A 23735-nucleotide genomic window follows, 5' to 3' on the forward strand; every position below is an offset into this window, starting at 1 on the left:
CAGCCCGGCGGTTATGATCGGGTGGCGGGATATATGATTGGCCGCGCGACTATTAGACTGGGTGACAGTCACCCAGTCTAATCCGAAACGACTCAGACAACTAATTTGTTTCATAGCCTTTTATCAAAACAGCTCCGATACCAGATACCCTCCAAGTAGGCCTCAATAATTTATATTTAACCGGGTGAAACTCCTGACATGTTTCCTTACACTCTTTGCCAAACAGTTATTTGTTAAATATTGCAAGTCTTTGACACTCTTGAGATAATAGAAAGAAAGCGTTTCTTTTCAGGAAAGAAGGTGATTCTCGTCATACGTGCAATATTAGTCGATGATGAGCAGTTGGCTTTGAAACATTTAGAGAACAAGTTAAATGAATTAGGTACTGTCGAAGTCGTTAAAACTTTTTCAAATGCACCTAATGTTTTAAAGGAAATGAAGCACCTTGATTTTCAAGTGGCCTTTTTGGATATTGAAATGCCGGGCTTTAGCGGATTGGATTTAGCTGAACTCATTCAAGAAGGGAAAAAAGATGTATATATTGTCTTTGTGACTGCCTATCGGGATTATGCGATTCAAGCTTTTGAATTGCATTCGATTGATTATTTATTGAAGCCTATTATGAAAGAGCGCCTCGAAAAAACAGTGATGCGTCTTCAAGAACAGCTGCTTTTGAGTGATAAATCTTCAGTAAATGAACGAGATACCTCTCCTTCCCTGAAAATTTTCTGTTTTGATGAGTTTACTGTCTTCAGCCAAGAGGAACCTGTCAAATGGAAAACGGCAAAAGTAAAAGAACTGTTTGCTGTTTTCATTACACATCTAAATACGTCTATGAACAGAGACTCTCTTATCGATTTGCTTTGGCCGGAGAGCGAATACCAAAAGGCTAAGATTCAACTCCATACGTCAATTTCGCATTTGCGTAAAATGTTGGATTCTGTGGGCTACCCAGGCTCGTTAACTTTTTCAGATCAATGCTATGCACTGGAGCTACATGGATTCCAATGCGATGCGATTGAACTGGAGCGGGTATTAGCTGATTATACTGACGTGGATCATGATACTATTCAGGTATTCGAACATGTAGTTCAGCAATATAGCGGCGACTATATGGATAAGAACGGCTATGAATGGGCCGCAGCCAAAACACAAAGTATGCGTCAAAAACTGTTGCAGCTTCTCCAAAAGATGATTGATTATTACTCTAAGAATGAGGAGTTACATAAAAAACAGCATTATTTACAGATTCTGCTCAACTATAATCCATATTCCGAACATGTTTTACAGCAACTTATGCACTACCACCTTGACGTTGGGAACCGAGGGGATGCCATTAAGGTGTACCATGACTTCAAGAAACAATTATTGGAGGATCTCGACATTTTACCAGGACGTGCAACAAATGAACTTTATGAATCGATCCTCGTTATAACGTAATCAAACAGAAAACGCCAACTGCCTGAATTGGCAGCGGCGTTTTTCGTGTGTTATTCTTTTTTGGGAACGATAAATGTAACGGTCGTTCCCCTATTTAGTACACTGGTTATGTCAATTCCACTTCCGAATTGCTGTTTGAGCCGTTTGTCTGTATTAAGCAAGCCTATTCCTCGTTGTTCTTCTGTATGGTAGTTTAGCAGACTCTTCAATTTCTCTTCGGGTATTCCTACTCCATCGTCCATTATTATAATTTCTATAAAGTCCTTCTGTTCTAGCACTCTTATTTGGACAGTCCCGCCTTCTGGTCGTTTTAAGACACCATGTTGAATGGCATTTTCTACGATTGTTTGAATCGAAAGCGGTGGAATTTGAATAGCCGGTATCCCACGCATCTCCCATTCTACATTCAATCGATCCCCAAAACGTTCTTGTTCAATGAACAGATAGGAACGAACGAGCTCTAATTCTGTCTCTAGTTGGATCACTTGATTTAAATTATGGCTTGCGAAACTAGCACGCAAATAATTCCCGAACTTATCTAGCAACTCCACCATTTTGGGTGGATCAATCTCGCTAAGTGCCGCTATCGTATTTAACGTATTGAATAAGAAATGAGGCTGAATTTGTGCCTGCAGCCACGCAGCCTCCATTCGTACTCGTTCGCCAATCGATGTTTTCAAATCGGTTAAGGCCTTTACGCGTGTCACCAATTCAAGTTTTTCTACGGGTTTAGTAACATAATCACTGGCTCCGCAATGAAAACCGGTTTGAATATCCTCTAATTGACTACGGGCTGTCAACAGTAAAATAGGAAGTTCCGAAATCGGAAAGCGTTCCCTTATTTTTTGTGTCAACTCGTAACCAGACATATTTGGCATCATTACATCCGATATAACGAGATCCCATCTTCCTTTGTCCAATAAAACCAATGCTTCTTTTCCACTTGTACATGTAACAACATCGAATTGTTCAGCTACCAACATTCGCCCGACAATCGCTAAGTTAAGCGGATCATCATCTACCACTAATATGCATGGCAATTCTTCTTTCATAAACTGGTCCGTGGTCTTCTGATCCCCGCTAGCTATCTCCGGTATAACCTGTCGTATAGACTCGTTAGTAGCGATTCTCTTTTGTTGCGAGGCAATCTGCAATGTGAAAGTGAACGTAGACCCTTTTCCCACAGTCGATTTGACATTAATCGATCCTCCATGCAATTTAACTAACTGATCGCAAATACTCAGTCCCAGTCCAATTCCGCCTGCAAATGCTGTTATCTTGGGGTCTGCTTGCTCGTATGGCTGAAAAACAGATTTCATTGTTTCTTCATCTATACCGATACCAGTATCACGCACATGAATAACAGCCATGTCGTTCTGGGTTTCTGCAGAAACGATGATTTCTCCCTCATTTGTAAACTTCACCGCATTATGAACTAAATTAAATAGTATTTGAAAAAGACGATTTTCATCAGCTTCTACCTTCGGAAATGTCTCAAGCCCCGTTTGCCTAAATGTAATGTTTTTCCCTTCCTTCAAAAATTGGAGCATATCAAATACACCCGATACAACTGATGAGAGGTCCACTTCTTTAACTTGTAATCTAATGCCATTTTCCTTCAGTTTAGTAATATCAAGAAGATCATTCAGAATCATTGACATACGCCTACCTACAGACATCAGAATTTGTAAGTTTTCCTTGTTTTCTTCAGTCAAGTTATCCTTTTCACTGTCATAAATCGTTTGGGTAATATTCATGATTCCGTGTAGAGGGTTTCTTAATTCATGAGATGTATTCGCTAGAAAGTCATCTTTTCTTTTGACTTCTTTTTGTAATTTCACAGTCAGTTCCTTACTTTCATCTGTTGCTTGGAAAAAACGTTTGAACCAATAGATTGCAAAAAGAATAACACCAATGATGATTTCAAATGGGTAGTAGGGTAATGTCGAAAAAGCATGATTTTTAATCCATCCCCATAAAATACTGGAGGCAATGCTAATCGTCGCAAGTAGAAAGTAGATTGCGTAAGCCTTGCCTTGCGCTACCACTTTACTCAAAGTGAAAGGAATAATCGCCGGTATAAAGAACATAATAACCCTAAACAATGGAGCGATCATCATCTTATAATCTAGTAACACACATATGACAAATAACAGATACAAAACTGTAAGCGCCTTGAACGGAATAGATATCCTTGTTTTATGAATTGAATTTTCCATCAGTATCTGTTTGAAAAATTGCAACATAAAAAAAACACTGCTTGCATATGAAAGATAAAGCAGCTTCACCCACCACGTCCAACTAATCGCCGGAAACAAATAAAGCAATAGTTTATCATCATCTATGAGAATCGAAATCGCAGCACAAAGGAACGTAAGCGAAAGAAAAACTAATTCCTTCTTTCTTCCAAATAAAAGAAAGATGACTAGTGTATAAACGCTGTGCATTAGCAGAATGACTACTGATGTAAATTGCATTAAATAAGAAACTAGTTGACTTTTTTTAATGGCAGATGATGTTCCAAATTTAATCGTTTTGGTGATGCCTGCTGGATAGACGGGGTTATAGTTCGAAACATGTATTAGTAAATCAATCTCTGTTTCATAGCTTTCCAGACTCACTTCAACTGGTCGAAAATCAGATTTTGCTGATTCGGAATCTTCACCTACACGTCCCAGTTCCATTACTTTTTCTCCATTTATAAATACAGTAGCATTCGACCTTATTTCTTTTATATACAGACTGAACAACTGTTTTTGTTCATCCAGTAGAATACGCAGACGATAGGTCCCATATTCATATGATGATTTTTCATCCTCAGGTATTATTTTTCTCCAATCTCCGGGAACCGTTATCCCTATTTTTTCATCGTCCGCTAAGTGCTTCTCCAAGCTCCCCGGTTCAATCAATTGATTGTTATAAAAATCCCACTCGCCATTTAGCGTAATTACCCTTTTATCTGTTAACTCAATATCCCGAAGGTCAAGTATCCCTTTTTCAGCGTAAGGATAATCCGCTGTCAAATTGTAATAAATCCATAAAAACCGGAAACTGATAAGTATAAGTACAAAAATACCAACGACAACAATCATCTTTTTCTTATTCATGACAATTGTCTTCGCTGTTTGACAGGTCAATCCCTTTTTTATTCATCTCTATTTCTCCTATCCATTCATCTTAAATGGGTTTTAGATACACCCATTTCTTACTGTTATCCATTCATGCTTGGCTTATATTCGCAGTACGTATTTCCAGTAGTCCCCTTAGCATCGAACATTGCTAAAACTGCATACTCGATTAACAGCTTTGGATCCGTGGATATACGCTAGCCCCAATGCTTATACTTGCATTGATTTGGTGTTTTTCAATTATGAATGGCTTATTGAATAAATTCATGATCAATTGTAATAGGTCATTAGTATGTAATTCAATTTCACTTCTATCATACGTCAACGTTCTTAAAGAACTCTTTATACTCTCTCAAAAAAAGAAAAAAGCAAAACCAGCAGCTAAACAGCTAACTGGTTTTGCTTGTCATTATTGTGTCATGAAAATTCAATTGGTGTTTTTTTTGATTTTTTTCTTCTCAATACCATCCAAGCTCCGAGAAGAATCATTCCAATACCGGCTGCCATTGAGCCAATTGGGAAGGCTTCACCCGTTTGTGGTAACTTTTCACTTGGAATCACTAGATTGGGGTTACTTGGATTGCTTGGATTGCTTAGATTACTTGGATTGCTCGGGTTGCTTGGGTTGCTTGGGTTACCCGGTATACCTGGATTCTCTTGTTCAACCGGTTCGCTTGGTTCAACCGGATTGCCTGGTTCACTTGGTTTGCCTGGTTCACTCGGTTTGCCTGGTTCACTTGGTTTGCCTGGTTCACTTGGTTTGCCTGGTTCGCTTGGTTTGCCTGGTTCACTCGGTTTGCCTGGTTCGCTTGGTTTGCTTGGTTCACTTGGTTTGCCTGGTTCGCCTGGTTTGCTTGGTTCACTTGGTTTGCCTGGGTCGACCGGTGGATAATACGGATTATATTTATTTGTTTTAATTACCTGTACCGTAACTGTCTGACCTTTAATAATTTCAAATTTTACTGGTGTAGTATCTAGAATATAATTAGTTGGAGCTTTTGTCTCGATAAACTGGTAGTTACCCGGTTTTAAATTATCTACAACTAGTTTACCATCTTTATCCGTCGTTAAATCTTCTTTCAACGTGTTGCCTTCTGCATCTAGCAGTTTAAAGACTGCACCTGTAAGTGTTCCATTCCCATTATGTTCGGGACGCTTTGTAAGTTCAACTGAGCCTGTTGATAATTCGTTATAGGCTTCTACTGTTTCTACAGCAGTTGGTCCTAGGACAATTGTAAATTTGATTGGCGTTGCATTCAGCTTATAACCGAATAGTGCTTTCGTTTCTACAAACTGATAGTTACCCGGTTTTAAGTCTTCTACAACAACTTTACCAGTTTGATCTGTTACCAATCCTTCTCTGAGCATTTTGCCTTCTGCATCTAGCAATTCAAATTCCACATCTGTTAAAATCGCACCGTCATTGTCTTTATCGTACTTCGTCAACTCAACTGAGCCTGGAATGATTGTGTTCGGGATTTCCAATCCGCGTGCTACAGTTTGACCTTTGTCAATCGTGAATTCGATTGGCGTTTCATCTAGTACATAACCAAAAGGTGCTTTGGTTTCAACAAATTGATAATTACCTGGTTTCAAGTCGTTTACAACCAATTTCCCATCAGTATTCGTTGATAGGTTTTCTTGGAGGATCTCACCTTTTTCGTCTAGCAATTTAAACTCTGCACCAACCAAAGTTACTTCTTTGTTCGCACTATCTACTTTAACTAATTCCACGGAACCTGGCGTCAAATTATTGTTCGTTGAAATTTTGAGAATCTTTGATTGGCCTTTGGTAATCGTAAACTTAACTGGCGTAGCATCTAAGTCATAGCCGAATGGTGCTTTTGTTTCGACAAACTGATACTTGCCTGGTTTCAAGTTATCTACAACAATTTTACCTTCTTTATTCGTTTTTAAGCCTTTTTGAATCGTCTTGCCACTTGCATTTTGCAGTTTGAATACCGCGCCTTCTAATATAGTTGTCGGGTCTTCATTGTCGACCTTTGTTAATTCTACAGAGCCCGTTTTCAATTCGTTTTCTGCTTTGACTTTTACTAGTTTTACATCAGCTGTTGTTTTACTTTTTTTGATTGTAAACGTGATTGGCGTTTCATCTAACACATAACCGAATGGTGCTTTCGTTTCTACAAATTGGTAGCTACCCGGTTTCAAGTCAGTAACAAGTAACTTACCATTTTTATCAGTTTTCAATGCTGATTGGAGTACTTTCCCATCTGCATCTTGCAGTGCAAATTCTGCACCTTTCACTACCAATTTAGCGTTATCTTTATCGACTTTCTTTAATTCAACTGAACCTGTCACCAATTTATTTGGAGCATTGAATGAAGTTGTAACTGAAGTCTCTCCAGTTTCAATATTGAATTTTATTGGTTGTTGATTTAGTTGATAGTATGCAGGTGCTTTTGTTTCAACGAACTGATAAGCTCCTGGTTTTAAGTTAAGAACGGTGATTTTACCGTTTTTATCCGTTGATAGTCCGTCTTGTATTTTATTTCCTGTTGCATCTTGTAATTCAAAGATTGCACCTTTCAATGTTGTTTCGGAATTGTCCTCGTCAACTTTTGTGAGGACCACAGAACCTAAGATCATTTCATTCCTTGCCGTCAATTCAAGAATTGTATTTTGGGACGGTGCGATCTTGAATGGAATTGGTGTCTGATCTAGCTTATAACCGAATGGAGCTTTCGTTTCAACAAACTGATAGCTGCCTGGGTTCAAACCGTTTTTAGTGATTTTTCCGTCGCTACCTGTTGTCAAACCTTGTTCAAGCACTTTTCCAGTTGCATCTTGCAACTCAAATACTGCATTTCCAAGTGTGATTTTCGAGTTATCCTTGTCGACCTTCTTAAGTTCGACTGCCCCTTTGATAATATTATTTTTTACCTGGTCTAATTTAACAACCTCAAGTTGGTTCTCTCCGATTGTAAACGGAATCGGCGTATTATCTACTAAATAACCATTCGGAGCAATTCGCTCGATAAATTGATAATCACCTGGATCCAAACCTTCTTTATAGATGATTCCCATTTCATCAGTAGGCAGTAAGCCGATTGTCTTGAATTGATCTCCAACTAGTTGTTTCAATTCAAAGTTAGCTCCTTCTAACTTCTTTAAAGGATCCTCGCTATCTACCTTCTCTAATTGCACAGCTCGCACAATTTTTTTATTCGTAACAGTTTCATCGTTCCCTACTTTTTCTACATCTCCATCGACGAATGCCTTATCAATTGTAATCGACATCACTTCTTTATTTTTAAGGTATCCTTCAGGAGCTTCAGTTTCTACCAAGAGGTACTTACCCCAGAGTAATCTGTCGAATGTGACGACTCCTTTTGCATCTTCATCTGTATCTTCATCTGCACCGGTAACTCCAGTTTTGATAGTTTTTCCACTATCCTCGTCTATCAATGAGAATTTTGCACCATTAAGTAGTTTGCCAGTTGACGCATCTGTTTTCGTTATTTGGAGGCGTCCTAGTTCACCCGATCCACTGCCCATACCACCTGTTACCTTCACAATAACTGTACTAGTAGATTCGGTTTTATCTACTCTAACATGCTCACCTGTAAATGAAATCTTATTCGTAATATTAGCAGGTGCTTTTAGAATAAATGATTGATATTCCAACATATACGGTTCACTAATTTCATTTATAAATGAAAGTTCGAACGCATATGGATCGTGGCTTTCATTGAAATCGAGTGTATAGTCTGTGCCTTTCGTTAATAATGCACCTTTTTTAACATTCCCTTTTTCATCTGCATCCGTAGCATATAGACGTATGGAATCTTCCAAAACTGCTTGGTCAGCACTTGGTATATCGGTTACTTTTGCCTTAGAAACTTTCGATTGGGCAAAGTTTATGTCGACTTTCCAATCAATAATTTTCCCATTTTGTAAGCCGGATTTGGCTGTGTATTTTCCACCGTGTGGAATTGAAACGGATGCTGTAAGATCTGTTTCTTTATCCGTGCCATTCTTAACAGTTGCTGTGTTATCGTATTTGGCTTCGACTAAATCTAAATCTTTCAAGCTTGTTTTGTACGTTATCATGTACGGCTTAGTTATTTCGTTGTTAAATTTAACCACAAATCCTGGATTACCATTTTCATCTTTAATCCAACTAGTTGAGTAGTCTTTTCCTTCAATCAATTCCTTCACTTCTGTTCCATTTGCCCCACCTGTGAGAGCCATTTCATGAACTTCAATCGATTCTTTTAAAACCTTTTGATTTCCAAGAATGAAGTCCTCCACAGAAGCATTTGTAAGTGTTTTTAGGTTATAGTTCACGCCAACATTCCAAGTAATTTCTTGAGTCACGGCATTGTATGAACCGTTTTTGAAACCATTGGACTGTGTATAACCATCTGGGGTGAAGTCAGATTTCGCTTCTTTTGTTTGGTCTTTTTCATCTTTGTCTTTCCAATTGAGCGTTACTTTGTTTTGTAAATAATTCTTACCTTTATCTGCTCGCTTTTCGTAATCAAAAGCTGTTGTATATTTAATTGTGTGTGGAGTATTGATTGTTTTTTTGAACTCGATAATGAACTCATCTTGTTCGTTTTTTGTTAACTCATAATCGGTACCTTCAGTTAACATTCCGGTGTTGTTTGTAATTTTGATACTACTAGAATCTAACGTAAGTCCTGCATTTGTAAAGACATCTGTTAAAATCACATTTTTCATTTCATGACTGTCGTTGTTAAAGGAGATTGTCCATTCGATTCTTTTGTCTTTGTAATTGGGTGTTCCATGTGATTTGAACAGAATTTGTTGGTTAATATCTCTGCCTGCATCCTTTGATATTTCACCAGTTTTAACTGTATTAATGATTTTTTCTCCGTCAAACACACGGTCAGTTGCTTTTGTTTGATAGGTGATTTTGTAAGCGGAATTGATATCTTCATTGAACTGAAGCTCAAATCCATTTTTATTGTCTTCAGATTTTGGAGTAACAGTGTAATTTGTAAACTCTTCAACTACACCTTCGCCGCCGCTATCATTGATTGCAACTTTCTGTACGTTAAAAGAATCAGCTATAAGCTCCTGGCTACCATTGAATAAGTCTTTCAATAATGCGTCCGCTATAGCAATATCCTTTTCATTATAATTATATTTTATTTCCCATGTGATTGTTTGCGTCTTAGCATCATAGTGACTTGACCGTTTTTCTAACGGCTTCCCTCTCTTAACACTAACAGTTGCAGTTGCATCTCCAGCATTACTGCCATCTGATAATAACGTTGCTGTGTTTGTAAAAATTGCTTGGTCATGATTCGTAATTGTTGTTGTATATACGGCTCGATATGCTGTGCTGATGTCTGTATTAAAATTTATTGTAAAATCTTTTCCATCTTCTGTTTTTCCAACAGAATACCTGCTAGGATCCACTGGTTCTCCTAGACTTACAGAACCATTCAATTGGACTTTGAGATGGTAAAGTTCTAGAGTTCCTTCCTTAAACTCTTGGCCATCTTGGATTGGGTCGCTCAGGATTGCATTATTAATCTTTTTCAGAGTTTTATTGAAATCGACTGTCCATTTAATCGTTTCAGAGTTATAGATTTTATTGGGCACCCCACTTTTTTCGACAGCTGGCCCACCTGGTTCAAAGGTAAGAGGGATCGTTATAGAAGCTCCACCTTCTATCGGCGTGATTGTTATCGTTCCTTCTTCAGTAACGATAATATCTTCACTTAATTCGGTCCAAACTTGAATATCACCTGAGATATTTGAAAAACTCTCTATAAACTCAGTGAATGTTATCGTAACTTGGCCATCAAGCCTAACATCGAAATGCCCTACAGTTTCACCATTAAATTTCATTTCTTCTTTTTCAATGACGTTGTAAACTTCGAGCTCCTTTGGCAGATTGAACGTAAATGTGGATCCTGCTTTATAGCCGTGGTCATTCACAAGTGCCCACTTGTAACCCACCGAAATTAGTGAATCAAAACCAGGATTTTCAATTGGATTTCCATCCTTATCCTTATATTTTAATTCGAAACTCGTTAGAATATTTTCGGTTATTACTGTTGGTTCACCCTTTTCCTCGACCAACGGCAGTTTTTCCAAGTCTTCGCATTCCAATAGTTCATCGGTTTCATCGCATTCTATTGGTTTTTCACATTCCGGGGATTCTCCAATTTCCTCACATCCCGGTTCAACTTCTGGTACATCAATCTCTGGCACTTCAATTTCCGGTATTTCAATTTCCGGCACTTCATTTTCTGGTAGTTCTGGAGATTCGTTTTCGGCACCTTCTTCATCTTCACCAGGAGTTACTTCTGGTTCTGTTACTGGTTCATCTGGTTCTATCTCTGGTTCTATTCCCCCCACTTCTTCCTGGGCAGCTTCAACTTGAATTATCTGATTATCCTCATTCAGTTCGGTTTCACTGAATTCGTTTGCACTTGCGGAAGCCAATGGTCCTAAAATAGCTTGCCCAATCAGCAGTAACATCAAGGCAAATATGTTTAACTTCTTCACGCTATCCCTCCTCTCTGTTTGTTATTCGACTTGTCCGCCCAATAATACGCATTTCGAACTTTCATACCCAATTCCCCTTTTCATAATAAATATATTTATATCAATTTCTATAAATATCAATTTTTGATTTTTGCAACTGCTACTTCTTTAATGCCGCCTGAACAATCAATCGGTTCGGCGGATTAACTGCTCCAAGCGGTGTGCAAGTTACCAGTGTGAGAAATGGTCCTTCTTGATCATCGAGGACGGACACATCCGATTGATGGACGATAAATGAGTCCACTATGACAAATTCATATGTTCCTTCTTGTGTGGTCACTTGAATTTCATCATTTATCCTTAATTCATTCATACGATTGAATTGTTTCCCTTTCGTTACAGCTCTGTGTCCAGCTAAACCAATGTTGTTGACGCCGAATTCTTTTTTAGGCTCGATCATACCGATGCCTTTACTGAGCGTTTCGGGACTCGTCCCGTCAAAGATAATCATTTCAAGGTCAATTTTGTTAATATTAATAATTCCGCGAGCTCCTTCCAATAGTTTGGATTTCTCGCCAGTTGACTGATTGTATTTCTGCACCGTGAGTATATCTTCAGATTGATTGGAGGCCTGCTCAATTTGTTCCGTATTGCCTAATTGTTCAAAACTCCTTACCAGCTGCTGTTGACCACGATCATAGTACTGTTTTTCAAGTTGCGGATAAAATACAACCGCTAAGCCAACGACCATCAATAGAATGCCTACAATTTTCCGCAATCCTATTCGCTCCTTACTTGGACATAAAAAGTGAACGTACGCTAAGACTTTTCCCAGTCCCTTTGCAAACGTTTCTTAACTTATGATAGGGAGCCCCTCTTATAGAACGCTTTACAACCTCTTACACTTCTCTTAAACAATTAATAGCCAACGTCTTTTAGTAATGAGTACGCCTGAATTTGAGGATTTCTGTTTATTCTTCTCTAGACGTTTTACAGATTCGTAACATTAATTATTGATGCGCGAACAACACTTTACCAATCTCACACTCAGGCATTATGGTATACTACTATTAATTACAGTCAGTAAACTAAAGTCCTAATCAGATAATTAAATCAAGAGCGTTAAAGGCAATATTAATAGTTAAAATGGCGCACTTTAATTTGGAGGAATTCCATTGAAAAAAATATATTTCACACTCTTATTTATCGCACTGTCATTTGCTAGTTATTCGACCCATACACAAGCTGCTAGCAATGAAAATCCTGGATTTAAAACGGCTGTAGCAGCGGACTCATACAACTTAATCCGTTCCTCTCTGTTAAAAAATGAACGTACTGGGCAATTTGTTAGCGCAGAAGTTTCATATAAACAAGTTGACGCGCTTATTCAAAAAGCAGTACGTGAAAATCCTGAAATACTTTATTTTGATTCGGCGATGTCATGGTCAAACGGTGACATTGAATTTTCGTACTCACTCCCTGATAGCACAATAAAAAAGAATAAAGCAGCTCTTTCAAAAGAGGTTGACAAGGTACTTGCCCAAATTATCAAGCCCGGCTTCACAAATTTTGATAAAGTAAAAGCCATTCATGATTATTTAGTATTGAATGTTGCTTATGATCACAAAAACTTTCAAAATAACACCATCCCTTCTGATTCCATTACAGCTTATGGTGCACTTATAAAAGGTGTGGCCGTTTGTGATGGATATACGAAAGCTGCTCAACTTCTACTTAATCGCCTTGGTATTGAAAATTACTATGTTGACGGATATGGAAATGGCGGTCAGCATTCATGGAACTTAGTCAATCTAAACGGTCAGTATTACTTCATGGACATTACCTGGGACGACCCCGTTCCGAATGTAAAAGGTGCTATTAGTTATAAATACTTCCTAGCCTCTGCCGATCAACTGCGAAAAGACCATAAATGGAACGAAGCGGATTGGCCAATTGCCAAGAGTAAAACGTACAGTTTCTTGAACGACTTTAGCTCGATGATCGAATTCAAAGGATACTATTACTACAGCAGTATTTCGGACAAGGATACATTGTATCGAGTTAAGAAAGATGGAAAATCTAAGCAAAAAGTTAACAATGTAAGGGCTCCTTATTTCGCCATTATCGATGACTGGATTTATTTCAGTAATTATTCGAAAGGCGGCTTCTTGTATAAGATGAAAACAAATGGATCCAAACCTCAACAACTAAATGCTATCCATTCAGTCAATCTAGTCGCAGTGAACAACCAGCTTCACTATACTGATTCCAAAACTAAAAAAGTTCTTAAATTGACGATAAAATAAAAAACTCCTAATCGGATTTGGCCGATTAGGAGTTTTTTCATGGTATCTTTTTAGTTTGACTAGAATGCTTACTCGTTCTGGCTTAGCATTGAAGATATAGATTTGTTATTTATTGCAAGACTATAATATTCTTGAGTTAATAGAGTGATAGGTTTCCTACACTGAAGGAGGTAATTTCATTATACAGCGTGATTGCTTTATCATCTGGTAACTCCACACCTCAAAGATCGAGAATTCCAGCTTCTGCGTAAGGATAATCTGACGTTAAATAATGATTGAGCCAAAGTAACCTAAAACTCATAAGTTAAAGTGAAAATACAACGATAGTGATAATCATTTTTTCTTATTCATGATAGTTAGATGCGCTGTTTGATAGGCTAAATCTATCTTGCAGTCAAATCTCTTTCATTTTCGAAGTATGGAGAACACGATTACAAGGGCAAGATATAGCAAGTGTATGTAAGATTATAGTGACTCCCTCCATTTGGACGCTACGGGATATTTCATTTGCCAACTCTTTGGAGTGCGTTAGATCATCAGTGATAATCAAGTTCTTTATAGCAGATGGATCTTCTTTGCAAAAACCGGTTAGCTATGGTGATATGTTATATGATCGGGTGGCGGGAGATATGATCGGCTGAGCGACGCTTATGATCGGGTGGCAGGATATATGCTCGGTTGAACGGTGGTTATGATCGGTTGGGGGGATATATAATTGGCTGCCCGCCGGTTATGATCGGGTGGCGATTTATATGATTGCTCACCCATCAGCATCTGATATGAAAAAAATTCAACCCCTTAAAACATACTGATTAATTAGTTATCTGTAATAATTCAAGGGAATATCCCCAAGCATTGCTACCTTTCTTTCAATCCCGAGTCAATTCTGTTACATACCGTTCCCAACTACTGATACGTTGTACACTAGATATACGTCAATTTTCTTGAGGAGTTTGATTATGAATAAGAAACGTTTATCCTGGGTGGATGTCACCAAAGGATTTTTAATGATTCTTGTCGTCATTGGTCATTATCCTGGACAGCTCGATTTCCCACTGGCGAAGTATATCTATTGGTTTCACATGCCAGCATTCTTTATTTTAAGTGGTTTGTTTTTTAAGCCTGTTGTAGAAAAGGGCTTAATGATACTGTCGATTCAAAAACGTTTTATGCAATTGATCGTCCCCTATTTGTTTTTCCTCGTCAGTATTACGCTGATTCGTTACGGGATAGAAATTGGTTCAGGCAATATGGATCTATCATGGTATGTAAATGATTTGTGGACACTCGCTGTCGGCGGACGTTTTGCACGTGGTGCATATGGTGTATTCTGGTTTGTAACTACGCTTTTCTTTACGTATTTGTTCTTCTTATGGATGACAAAATACTTTAGTCGTACGAAACAAATTATTATTTTGGCTATCTTTTATAGTATTGCCCATTTTGAAAGTTTGTTTGCGATGCGCGTCATTGGTGGATCACCAGATACTGCTTCTCAAACAATCCCAATGATTTGGAACATCGATGTTGCACTCATGGCAGTCGTCTATTTTTCACTCGGTTATTATATGAAGAGTATTTGGATGAATGTTTCGAAAAGATGGTTAACCGCGGGATTGATCGGTAGTGTGACAGCAGTTTTGCTTGATAACTTTAATGTAATTGACTATCATTTGAGCATGAAATTTTTGCGCTATGAACATTTCGTTTTAGATTTGATCATCCCACTTTCATTCACACTTGTATTGGTGGGCGTATTCCAACTCATCGCTACTCAACTGTCACTCAATTGGCTGCAAAGGATCGAGAAGCACTCCCTAACGATTATGTACTTGCACATCTTTACTGACATTTTGTTAAATGATTACTTCACATATGGCATTATTGGATTCACAGCATTTGGATTGGTCATTCCAATCGTGGTTTCAATCATCATTCAAAAATTGATACCACATGGAAAGCTACTACTTGGTGGATTTTCACAAAAAAGGCCACTACCCATTCAGCAGTAGCACACTAAAATCCGTACTAGATATGTTGAAATAAAGAATCCTACCAACAACGCTCGGCGCTAGGGGATGCCTCCCACAATAAGCCGGACAGAAAACCACTGTCAGTCTTATTGCTCCGGCTACCCCAGTAGACGCCTTCGCTGGAGATTTATAAGATCATTAGTTCAACTTATATAGATAGTCGGCATTTAACAAATAGAATGTTCTTCCAACACCGCTTGTCGCTAGATTTGTTCGTTACACCGGCAAGACGATTAACAGGTATATCTCTAGGCAATCGTGCATATACTGCTAATCACAGAGAGGCGGCACTCCTCTGTCCCGCACGGGGGCACTTTCGACGGAAGGTGAAAAAGAATACCAAGCATAATCTGACTGGAGATTGTCCAGTAGTGCCGCGTAATACATAGCTTAGGAACAGCAAAACCAGCCATTTACGATCTTGGCTGGTTTTAATTTGGACTTTATGTCATTTAGTTAACACGTCTGATGATTAACCATTCACCTACCTAAAACACTGGCGAGAAGGGCTTGAATACCGCCATTTTCACTGGAATATTTCCGGCCTGCTTTCGGCGAAATAATCACGACACTTTTTTACCGAGGGGCAAGAGCAGCTAGAAGTGACTCCTGTTGCGACTAATCGCCTGCCGCGTTCCTACACTATTCAAGTGAAAAATGCAGTTGCTTTGAAAGAAATGAATAGATAACTATCTATAGAGATGGTAAGTGCCCGAAGATGTAATTTCGGGCACTCTAGCACGACGTATATTGTATTCTTTGCTAACTTTTCAAAGATTATGTGATCCTCTATAAGAAAGTGACACTTCCTTAAAATAAAAACAGGGATACTATATTCTATAAAAATACATTGGAACATCCAGCGAAGGCGCGTCTTCGTGGTAGCCGGAGCGATAAGACTGAAAGCGGTCTTCTTTCTGGCTTATCGCGGGAGGCATCCACAAAGCGCCGAAGCGTGTAGAGTGAGGAATTCTTAGTCTAGTCCATGGCAGGTTTTCATTTGCACCCTATGTAATTGAACCAGATAGTTACTAAGGAAACGTTATCACAAGATCTCCTTTAATATTCACACCCTCGATCAATTCCTCATTAAACAAATACTGTGTATCATTCTTGTCCTGTGGTGTTATTGCCTCGTAGCTATTCTTAACAGATAAAACCTTAAAAGTAAAAAAGAGTAGCAGGTTACAAAATAATTCAAAATTACTTCACACTCTCCAACAAAAGAGGCCCAGCAACTTTCACTCTAACCAAGATTGCTTCCCCTGGAATATAAGCCAATGGAAAGTCTTCCAACTGGATAATATCGATTTGATCAGGATCTGCGCCTGCCGTAATAGCCGCTTGGATTGCTTCTTGTTTTGCTTCTTCAATCACTTCATGGTGAGCGCGATTTTCGAGCAAGTAAATTTTTTCACATGTACCGCTAATGTCGCCAAGTGCTGCACCAATTGCATTTGCCACTCCCGCGTGTTCGGGTCGGATAATACGACTCGCACCTTTTAATGTGGCAGGCATCAAGGCTGCACCACCACCAACCAGCACGACTGACACGTCATCCCCGCTTGTTTTCATGCGATCAATTGCTTTTTCTACCATTTCGACAATTTGTGGGTAAATTTCTTGTGTAGGAATGGAAAGAAGTTTTTCTTCTTGCGCATTCTCCATCTGCATCATGCCTACTCCTACAGCAACATCCGTCACAGTTAGTGTTTCACCACCGAAGATGAGTGCTTTCTCGGGCAATTGATAACCCACACTTTCAGGACCAATTTTCCATGCACTGTCTTCTAAAGTTACTTGAGTACCGCCCCCTAGACCAAGTGAGTAGATATCAGGCATGCGATAATTGGTACGGACACCACCCACTTCAACGGCAAGAGAAGTTTGTCTCGGGAATCCATTTGCTAATACACCGATATCGGTCGTCGTACCACCAATATCCACGACAATTGCATTGCGCTCTTTCGATAAAAATGAAGCCCCTCGGATTGAATTGGTTGGCCCACATGCGATGGTGAAAATCGGGTACTTTTGAGCAAAGACATTAGTCATCAGTGTACCGTCATTTTGACCGAAATAAATTTTTGCATGAATGCTTTCATTAACCAATGCCTGCTCAAAGCCTTCTGCTACATGCTTGATGACATTCTTAAGTGCAGCATTCAAAATGGTTGCATTTTCCCTTTCAATTAAACCAATCGTACCGATTTCACTTGAAAGGGAAATCGGAATATGTGGTAACTCCTGTTGGAAAAAAGCTGCTACTTCTTTTTCCTGATCGGCTAGAACCGGAGAAAATACACCTGTAATAGCAATCGAATCTACTGAGTCTCTAAACAACTCGACAGTCTCTATTAATTCATCTCGCACAATACCTGTAATTGGGGAACCGTTAAATTCGTAACCTCCGTGAATCAAAGCGGTTTTAGCCTGTAATTTATCGACTAAATCTTCTGGCCAGTCGACAAGTGGAGGAACCGTTGTTCCAGAAGGAAGACAAATGCGAATGATTCCAATTCTATTTAATGATTTCCTCTCCACGATTGCATTTGTGCAATGCGTCGTGCCTAGTGTTGCTATTTTAATATCTCTGACATTGACCGCCGAACTAGCTAGTAGTTCTTTAATTGTCGTTTGAATCCCTGAAAAAACATTCTTTGTGGTGGGCGTTTTTGTACTGCAGATTACTTCATTTTTTGTATTCAACAGAACTCCGTCTGTATTGGTACCGCCAACGTCAATTCCTAACCGTATCATGAAGGCACAAACTCCTTTATCAGTATTTCTAATGGCGTATAGTCATATGGATACTTGAAATAACGCGGGCCTGCCGTCTCAATGCCAATTGGCGTCCGCCATCTCTCGTTCGCCGGAAAAGCTACAATGATGACGCGAGCTCCATATCTCAAACCTTCTGTTGTAATGGGCATGCCCGTTTCTTCATCTAAAACAGCAATTAAATCTGGTGTCATAGCAATCGGTTTGTTATTTATTTCAGCAAGAAGATGTTCATTTTGGAAGGATAGCACGCAAGAATCAAGATTATTTTCTTCGCTGCCTTCAAAAACAGCTTTCCCTCTCGTAAATCCACCCTCGATTCCCCTCTTGATTTCAACTGCTTTTCCTCTAAATAATTGATGTCCATTTAATAATGTAAGCATTTGTTCGATTGGATGCACTGCTCCATTTCGTGGCTGTTTCAGTATCTCGCCTATTTTTTTAGCAAGTGTCAATGTACCTGGAATGACGCTTTTTTTCGCTTGTGTACCCGTCACTCCATAATCAGCTACAATTGACGATCCTCCCATCGAGATCGTAATACTACGAGCAATTTTTTCACTCCAGTGGCCATCTGCCGGTTCAATCGTGACCGTGTTTCCTTTTTCATCTGCAATCGTGACCAATTCAGGTTTTAGCCCATCAAGATGAAAAGTAACCATTTGAGCTTCTGGAAAAGCACGTCCCATTGCATCGCCGTCTAAAATCGGGATCCCTTTCATCGCTGCTACAGCCACCGGAATCAATGAGTTAACTCCACCAATTTCGATCGGCATGACGATATCTATTTTTTTCCCGCTCGCTTTTTCATACGCAAGCAAAGGTGCCATTAACATTTCGAATGAAGGAATTTTTTCGACGAGCACACTGGGGGACCCCATACCGCTAATAGGAACAATCCAATGATCTTCTTTCAACTCATCCATCGTAATTACTTGAACAGGTCCATATTTACGAATCGCATGAAGAGCCATTAATTTCCCTATATAGGGATCCCCGCCCCCACCTGTCCCAAGAACGGATGCTCCGATTGCAATGTGCTCGATATCTTCTTCATTTAACCACTTCATACTGATTCTCCTTCGTAAATTGACGTTTAATGACAAAACAAAAAATTCCCTGTGTAACAAAAGCGATGATGAAACTATCTAAAGATGGAATTGTTGTCAGTTTGAAAAGTTCCAGTCCAATTGGTTTCTCCAGTGTCATCCAGCTCACTAAAGTCCCCGTCCCCCAAGCGATCAACGGATATGCTTTGTACTTTGCAGAGGATTCAAATGACAGCATTTTTGCCCCGCCTATATAGTAAATGGCCGTATACACACCGCCTATTGGTGCGATAAACATTGTGATAATACTCAGGAAGTTAATGAAGTTTCCATAAATCCCGAAGACGGCCATAAGCGTCCCAATTGTACCTGCCGCAAAAGTTAATTTCGCTTTACTAGTCTTCGTAAAAATAACAGCTAAACCGAGTCCAGAAGAATAAGCATTACTCGTATTAGTTGTCCACTGCGCCAAAATCAATACGAGAATACCCGGAATCCCAAGACCGACAGTCAGCATAATCGTCGTCAAATTTTCTTCATTCATGACACGGGATAGAATCATCGCAATGACCAACATAAAACTATTACCAATAAAGAAACCAAAGAAAGAAGCTAGAACTGCATCTTTTTTTGTTCGAGCCCAGCGTGAAATGTCCGGTGAAATTACCGCACCTACAACAAAGATACTAATCACCAGTGAGATTGCCATTCCTATCGAGAATGTATTTTCTACAGGCGCCCCGATACTAGCAGTGCCAAATTTAGTGATCGCCATTCCAACCGCGAGAATCACTAATATGATTAATAGTGGTACAGACCAAGAACTGAGCTTCTCTATTGCACGGTATCCGAACATCGCCGTTAACATCATCAGCAATCCACCTATTCCAGCTAGAAGCGGAATGGGTAATTGAATTCCGATTGCCTCGGAGATAGCAACAGTTGCGTTTTCGGCAAAAAAACCAGCTTGTACACCAAACCACCCCATTAACGAGATAGCAAGAAAGGCCGAAACAATTTTCGCGCCTGAACTTCCGAAGGCGGAACGAGAAATCATAGACGTTGATAAGCCAGTAGCCGCCCCAACGTATGCACAAAATGCAGCTAGAACACCCAATATCAGGGATCCGATTACCACAGACAGCAAGGCGTCATTAAAAGCCATTCCTGCCCCGAGTTGTGCGCCAAATAGCATAGCAGATAAATCAATTCCAACAGCAATCCAGATTAGACTGATGGAAAACCATTTCTTACGTTCATGCATCGGTACAACTTCTCGAGCATAATCATTTTGCATCTTCAATCCCCCTCAATATTAGAGTTGTTAGATGGAAAGCATGTTGGAGTTGCTCTGACAAAATATTTTCATCGTACATATTCATTTCCCAAAAGATGCCGTCCATTAGTAAAAGAAATTGTTTTGTTACATTGACACTTTGTTGATCAGAAATGGATGGGTAGTAATGCTTTAAAGAAGTGTTTAGCGATTGTATGAGCCAGTTATCAAATTGCTCCATATGATTTTTCAGAAACTGCTTTATCTCTGGCGGAGGAGAAGTGATCAATGAAATATAAGCCGCCGTTTCTTCTTCTTTTTCTTTATGGAATGAGACAGTACCATGCAGCAAACTACAGAAAATCTCTTCTATTGGGGAGTTTTCTACTTCATCCATAATTTTTTTCATCTGACTAAAGTGTTCTTCTAATAACTTCTGGAATGCTGCAATAAATAGAGCTTCTTTGTTTTGGTAAAAAAAGTAGATGGAAGCAGGCTTAATGCCAACTTCTGTAGCAATTTTTTGCATCGTTGCGCCTTGATAACCGTAACGTGAATAATGATAAATAGCCGCTTTCAATAATTTTTCTCTCATTGTGTATCCCCACCTAATAAGTATTAGGTTAATAATACAACGATACTTTTTAATAATCAACAACATTCCGACTTATCATTTAATGGAACTTCTTAGCCTTTGTAATTTTGAAAGAGTTTTTTTATTCTTTGAGATAGCAATTTTCGAGCGCTTTTATGGATTATAATGTACCTGTTCTGGGGGGTCTTTCGACAGAAAACAATTTGCGCGGTTGTGGGTGTTAGGAATAAAGTAAAATAAATCATGCGATTCCATAATAATACTAAGGAGTCAGGAAGAGGTCCGTAAATCTGATTGCCACTGTATTTTCCGAATAGCTTCACGTAGTGTGGCACCTGAAATTCTTTATACTACAAAAATGCTTTTACAACGTTGCTGATCAAACCAGCTTCAGCTTTGCCTTTTAGTTCAGACATTTCAAGACTCATCGGCTTGCCCATATCTTGCTTAACGGAAAAATACGGCAATGGCTGCGTAACCCGCATCCTGTGGGCCTCCGAGCCGTCTAGACATTATTCTAAGTCAAAAAAACGTATACTTTCTTAGCTATGAACAGCAAAACCAGCCATTTATAATCTTGGCTGGTTTTAGTTTAGATTTTATGTCATTGCATCAGAAAGTTATTCTGGAAACGTTATTACAAGATTTCCTTCGATATTTACAACCTCAATCAGTTCCTCGTTAAACAAATACGGTGTATCATTTTTGTCCTGTGGTGTTATTGCCTCGTAGCTATTCTTGACAGACAAAACCTGAAATGTAACTGGAATATAGCGGCCTTTATTTAATGTCTTCATGTTCCCCATCAAAAATACTTCTTTGCTGGAAACGGCAAAACTCAGATGCCCCACTTCTTTATTCAAATTACCCGATACTAATTTTACGTCCTGCAATAAAGAAATCGTGCATAAAATGAAATCATTGATGATTTCAGCAGGTAATTTCTCAAAGCCATTTTTCAAAAACAGCGCGTTAAAACCATTCCTTATTTCTTTAAACGAGAAGATATCCTCAATTTTTTTAGCTTTGACCCCATTACCCAAATTTGCGATAACCTGTTTGCAGTCTCCTAGGTACTCCCCTACATATCCCGAGCTCTTCTCCCTTAGAGCGATGAAATCAGCAAGTCCATTAACACTATCAATTCCATGCGCATCGTCTCGAACCAACATCATGAAACTATAGAAGTCCTTTTCATCAAAACTTCTTTCAACAAATTTGTTGTAGTAGTGTGCAAATAACTGTTGTTCTTTCTTATCCATGACGCTTCCACCCTTTTCACTATTCTTTTACGTATCTTTACTATAATCATAACATGCTTAGGAACATACTTTCTACAATGCGGTTGTAAATGTTCGGTATTACTTATTTGGAGTGAACTGGTTGCTACACCTTCATTAGTATAATGAACAAATCTAGCGAAGGAGCGACACTAATGAAAGGCAGCCCAATGTCGCCGCGTCCTGCGGCAAAGGCTGCACACCCGCATCCTGCAGGCGCCGAAGCAATAAGACCAAGGAGGGATGCAATTCAATCCCTCCCAAGTGATCTTCTGATGGGCTTATTGCGTGAGGCCATCACCAAGCGACAAAGCGGTGTTGGAAGAACATTCTTTTTGTAAGTGCCGTCTATATAAATATACACTCGAAATATATTTTTCTTGCTTTTTAACTAGCACAAAAAACCAGCCCTCACAATCCAGGCTGGTCCTCATTTAACATTACGCAATACTAACAAGCTTACTAGTTGCTAATAATTCCTGCTCCACTTTAACTTGTTCCTTGATAAACTGTATAGCTATTTGATTGAACTCTTTATGCTTCTCAATATTACAGACATGGCCGCATTGCTCAATAATATGCAATCTAGCGCTTTTATCCTTTATCGTATCTTCTTCAACCGGGCCAAGAAACATATAGTCTTGATCACCCATGATGTACATCTTGGGAATTTCATGTTTTTCACAATCAATTCGCGGATAAATTTCACAAACCTTGGCAGCAAATCGATACCATTTAATAAACCCTTTTTGACGAATTTTCTTTGCTTCTAGGATGAAAACGTCCCTTGATTTCTTATGGTGTGCTTTAGGCATAAGTATACGTGCAAATGTTTTATACAACCACATGTAGGGGACCACACTTTTAAGCAAATTTCCTGTTCTCAGAATCAATTTCGCAACACTTGTTAAACGGATAATTGCACCACCTAAAATCATGCTTTTAATTCTACTGGGTGCGTAAATATGCATCGCATGTAAGACAACAGAACCCAAACTAATGCCGGCAAAGTGAGCCTTCTCAATAGAAAGGCAATCCATTACCTTTACGACATCTTTAGCTAAAATTTCAGGTGTATATGTCAGCATTTCAGGTTCATAATTAGCAGAACCGCCATGATCTCTTAAGTCAATGAAGAGCAGGTTGAAATGCTTTTTAAACTCTTTTATTTGTTTATACCATATATTTGAATTTCCACCCAAGCCATGAAGAAATACGACCCACTCATGCTGAGGACCTAAGTTATGCGTTTCATAATGTAACAAATGAAATTAACCCTCTTCCCTTTAGAGCAATCCACAAAAAACCTACATTTTATCGAAATTTGTCGGTTTTTGTTATCTTATGAATACTATTGT

General features: G+C 39.0%; 13 protein-coding genes. 3 read left to right on the forward strand and 10 right to left on the reverse strand.

Annotation, left to right across the window (positions count from 1 at the left end; all coding sequences use genetic code 11):
- Nucleotides 1–300: 300 nt before the first annotated feature.
- Complete coding sequence (locus AZE41_RS18330) at nt 301–1440, forward strand: response regulator (RefSeq protein ID WP_067212559.1); 1140 nt, start codon at nt 301–303, stop codon at nt 1438–1440.
- Nucleotides 1441–1490: 50 nt separating this feature from the next.
- Here the strand turns inward: AZE41_RS18330 and AZE41_RS18335 are convergent, their stop codons facing one another.
- From AZE41_RS18335 to AZE41_RS18345, 3 genes are all read right to left on the reverse strand, one after another.
- Nucleotides 1491–4547: a hybrid sensor histidine kinase/response regulator gene (locus tag AZE41_RS18335; protein ID WP_156476092.1), complete on the reverse strand. Its 3057-nt coding sequence runs from the start codon at nt 4545–4547 to the stop codon at nt 1491–1493.
- A gap of 438 nt (nt 4548–4985) precedes the next feature.
- A complete protein-coding gene (locus tag AZE41_RS18340; protein ID WP_067212565.1) occupies nt 4986–11078 on the reverse strand; it encodes a SpaA isopeptide-forming pilin-related protein in 6093 nt (2030 codons plus the stop codon).
- Between the two features lie 139 nt (nt 11079–11217).
- Nucleotides 11218–11835 (reverse strand): class D sortase, encoded by a 618-nt coding sequence (locus tag AZE41_RS18345; protein WP_067212567.1) that lies wholly within the window; start codon nt 11833–11835, stop codon nt 11218–11220.
- Nucleotides 11836–12232: 397 nt separating this feature from the next.
- Here AZE41_RS18345 and AZE41_RS18350 point away from each other — a divergent pair, with 397 nt between their 5' ends.
- On the forward strand, nt 12233–13363 hold the full coding sequence (locus AZE41_RS18350) for a DUF5050 domain-containing protein (RefSeq protein WP_067212569.1): 1131 nt from the start codon (nt 12233–12235) through the stop codon (nt 13361–13363).
- A 959-nt stretch (nt 13364–14322) separates the two neighbouring features.
- Complete coding sequence (locus tag AZE41_RS18355) at nt 14323–15375, forward strand: acyltransferase family protein (RefSeq protein WP_067212572.1); 1053 nt, start codon at nt 14323–14325, stop codon at nt 15373–15375.
- Between the two features lie 1224 nt (nt 15376–16599).
- On the opposite strand, the gene AZE41_RS18360 is transcribed toward AZE41_RS18355, so the two are convergent.
- From AZE41_RS18360 to AZE41_RS18390, 7 genes are all read right to left on the reverse strand, one after another.
- Complete coding sequence (locus AZE41_RS18360) at nt 16600–18156, reverse strand: hydantoinase/oxoprolinase family protein (protein ID WP_067212574.1); 1557 nt, start codon at nt 18154–18156, stop codon at nt 16600–16602.
- Nucleotides 18153–19247, reverse strand: coding sequence for an S-methyl thiohydantoin desulfurase family protein (locus AZE41_RS18365; protein ID WP_067212577.1), 1095 nt, complete (start codon nt 19245–19247; stop codon nt 18153–18155). The genes AZE41_RS18360 and AZE41_RS18365 overlap by 4 nt, the downstream gene beginning before the upstream one ends.
- The gene (locus AZE41_RS18370; RefSeq protein ID WP_067212580.1) at nt 19231–20523 is read right to left on the reverse strand and encodes a cytosine permease; all 1293 of its coding nucleotides are present in this window, start codon (nt 20521–20523) and stop codon (nt 19231–19233) included. Before AZE41_RS18370 ends, AZE41_RS18365 begins: the two co-directional genes overlap by 17 nt.
- Entirely contained in the window at nt 20513–21097 is a 585-nt protein-coding gene (locus AZE41_RS18375; RefSeq protein ID WP_067212581.1) for a TetR/AcrR family transcriptional regulator, read from the reverse strand. Before AZE41_RS18375 ends, AZE41_RS18370 begins: the two co-directional genes overlap by 11 nt.
- 350 nt (nt 21098–21447) lie before the next feature.
- The gene (locus tag AZE41_RS22910; protein WP_156476093.1) at nt 21448–21582 is read right to left on the reverse strand and encodes a GatB/YqeY domain-containing protein; all 135 of its coding nucleotides are present in this window, start codon (nt 21580–21582) and stop codon (nt 21448–21450) included.
- Between the two features lie 135 nt (nt 21583–21717).
- Nucleotides 21718–22359, reverse strand: coding sequence for a hypothetical protein (locus tag AZE41_RS18380; RefSeq protein ID WP_067212584.1), 642 nt, complete (start codon nt 22357–22359; stop codon nt 21718–21720).
- Nucleotides 22360–22817: 458 nt separating this feature from the next.
- Entirely contained in the window at nt 22818–23642 is an 825-nt protein-coding gene (locus tag AZE41_RS18390; protein ID WP_067212589.1) for an alpha/beta fold hydrolase, read from the reverse strand.
- Nucleotides 23643–23735: the final 93 nt, after the last annotated feature.

Source organism: Sporosarcina psychrophila (genome assembly GCF_001590685.1).
GTDB lineage: Bacteria > Bacillota > Bacilli > Bacillales_A > Planococcaceae > Sporosarcina > Sporosarcina psychrophila.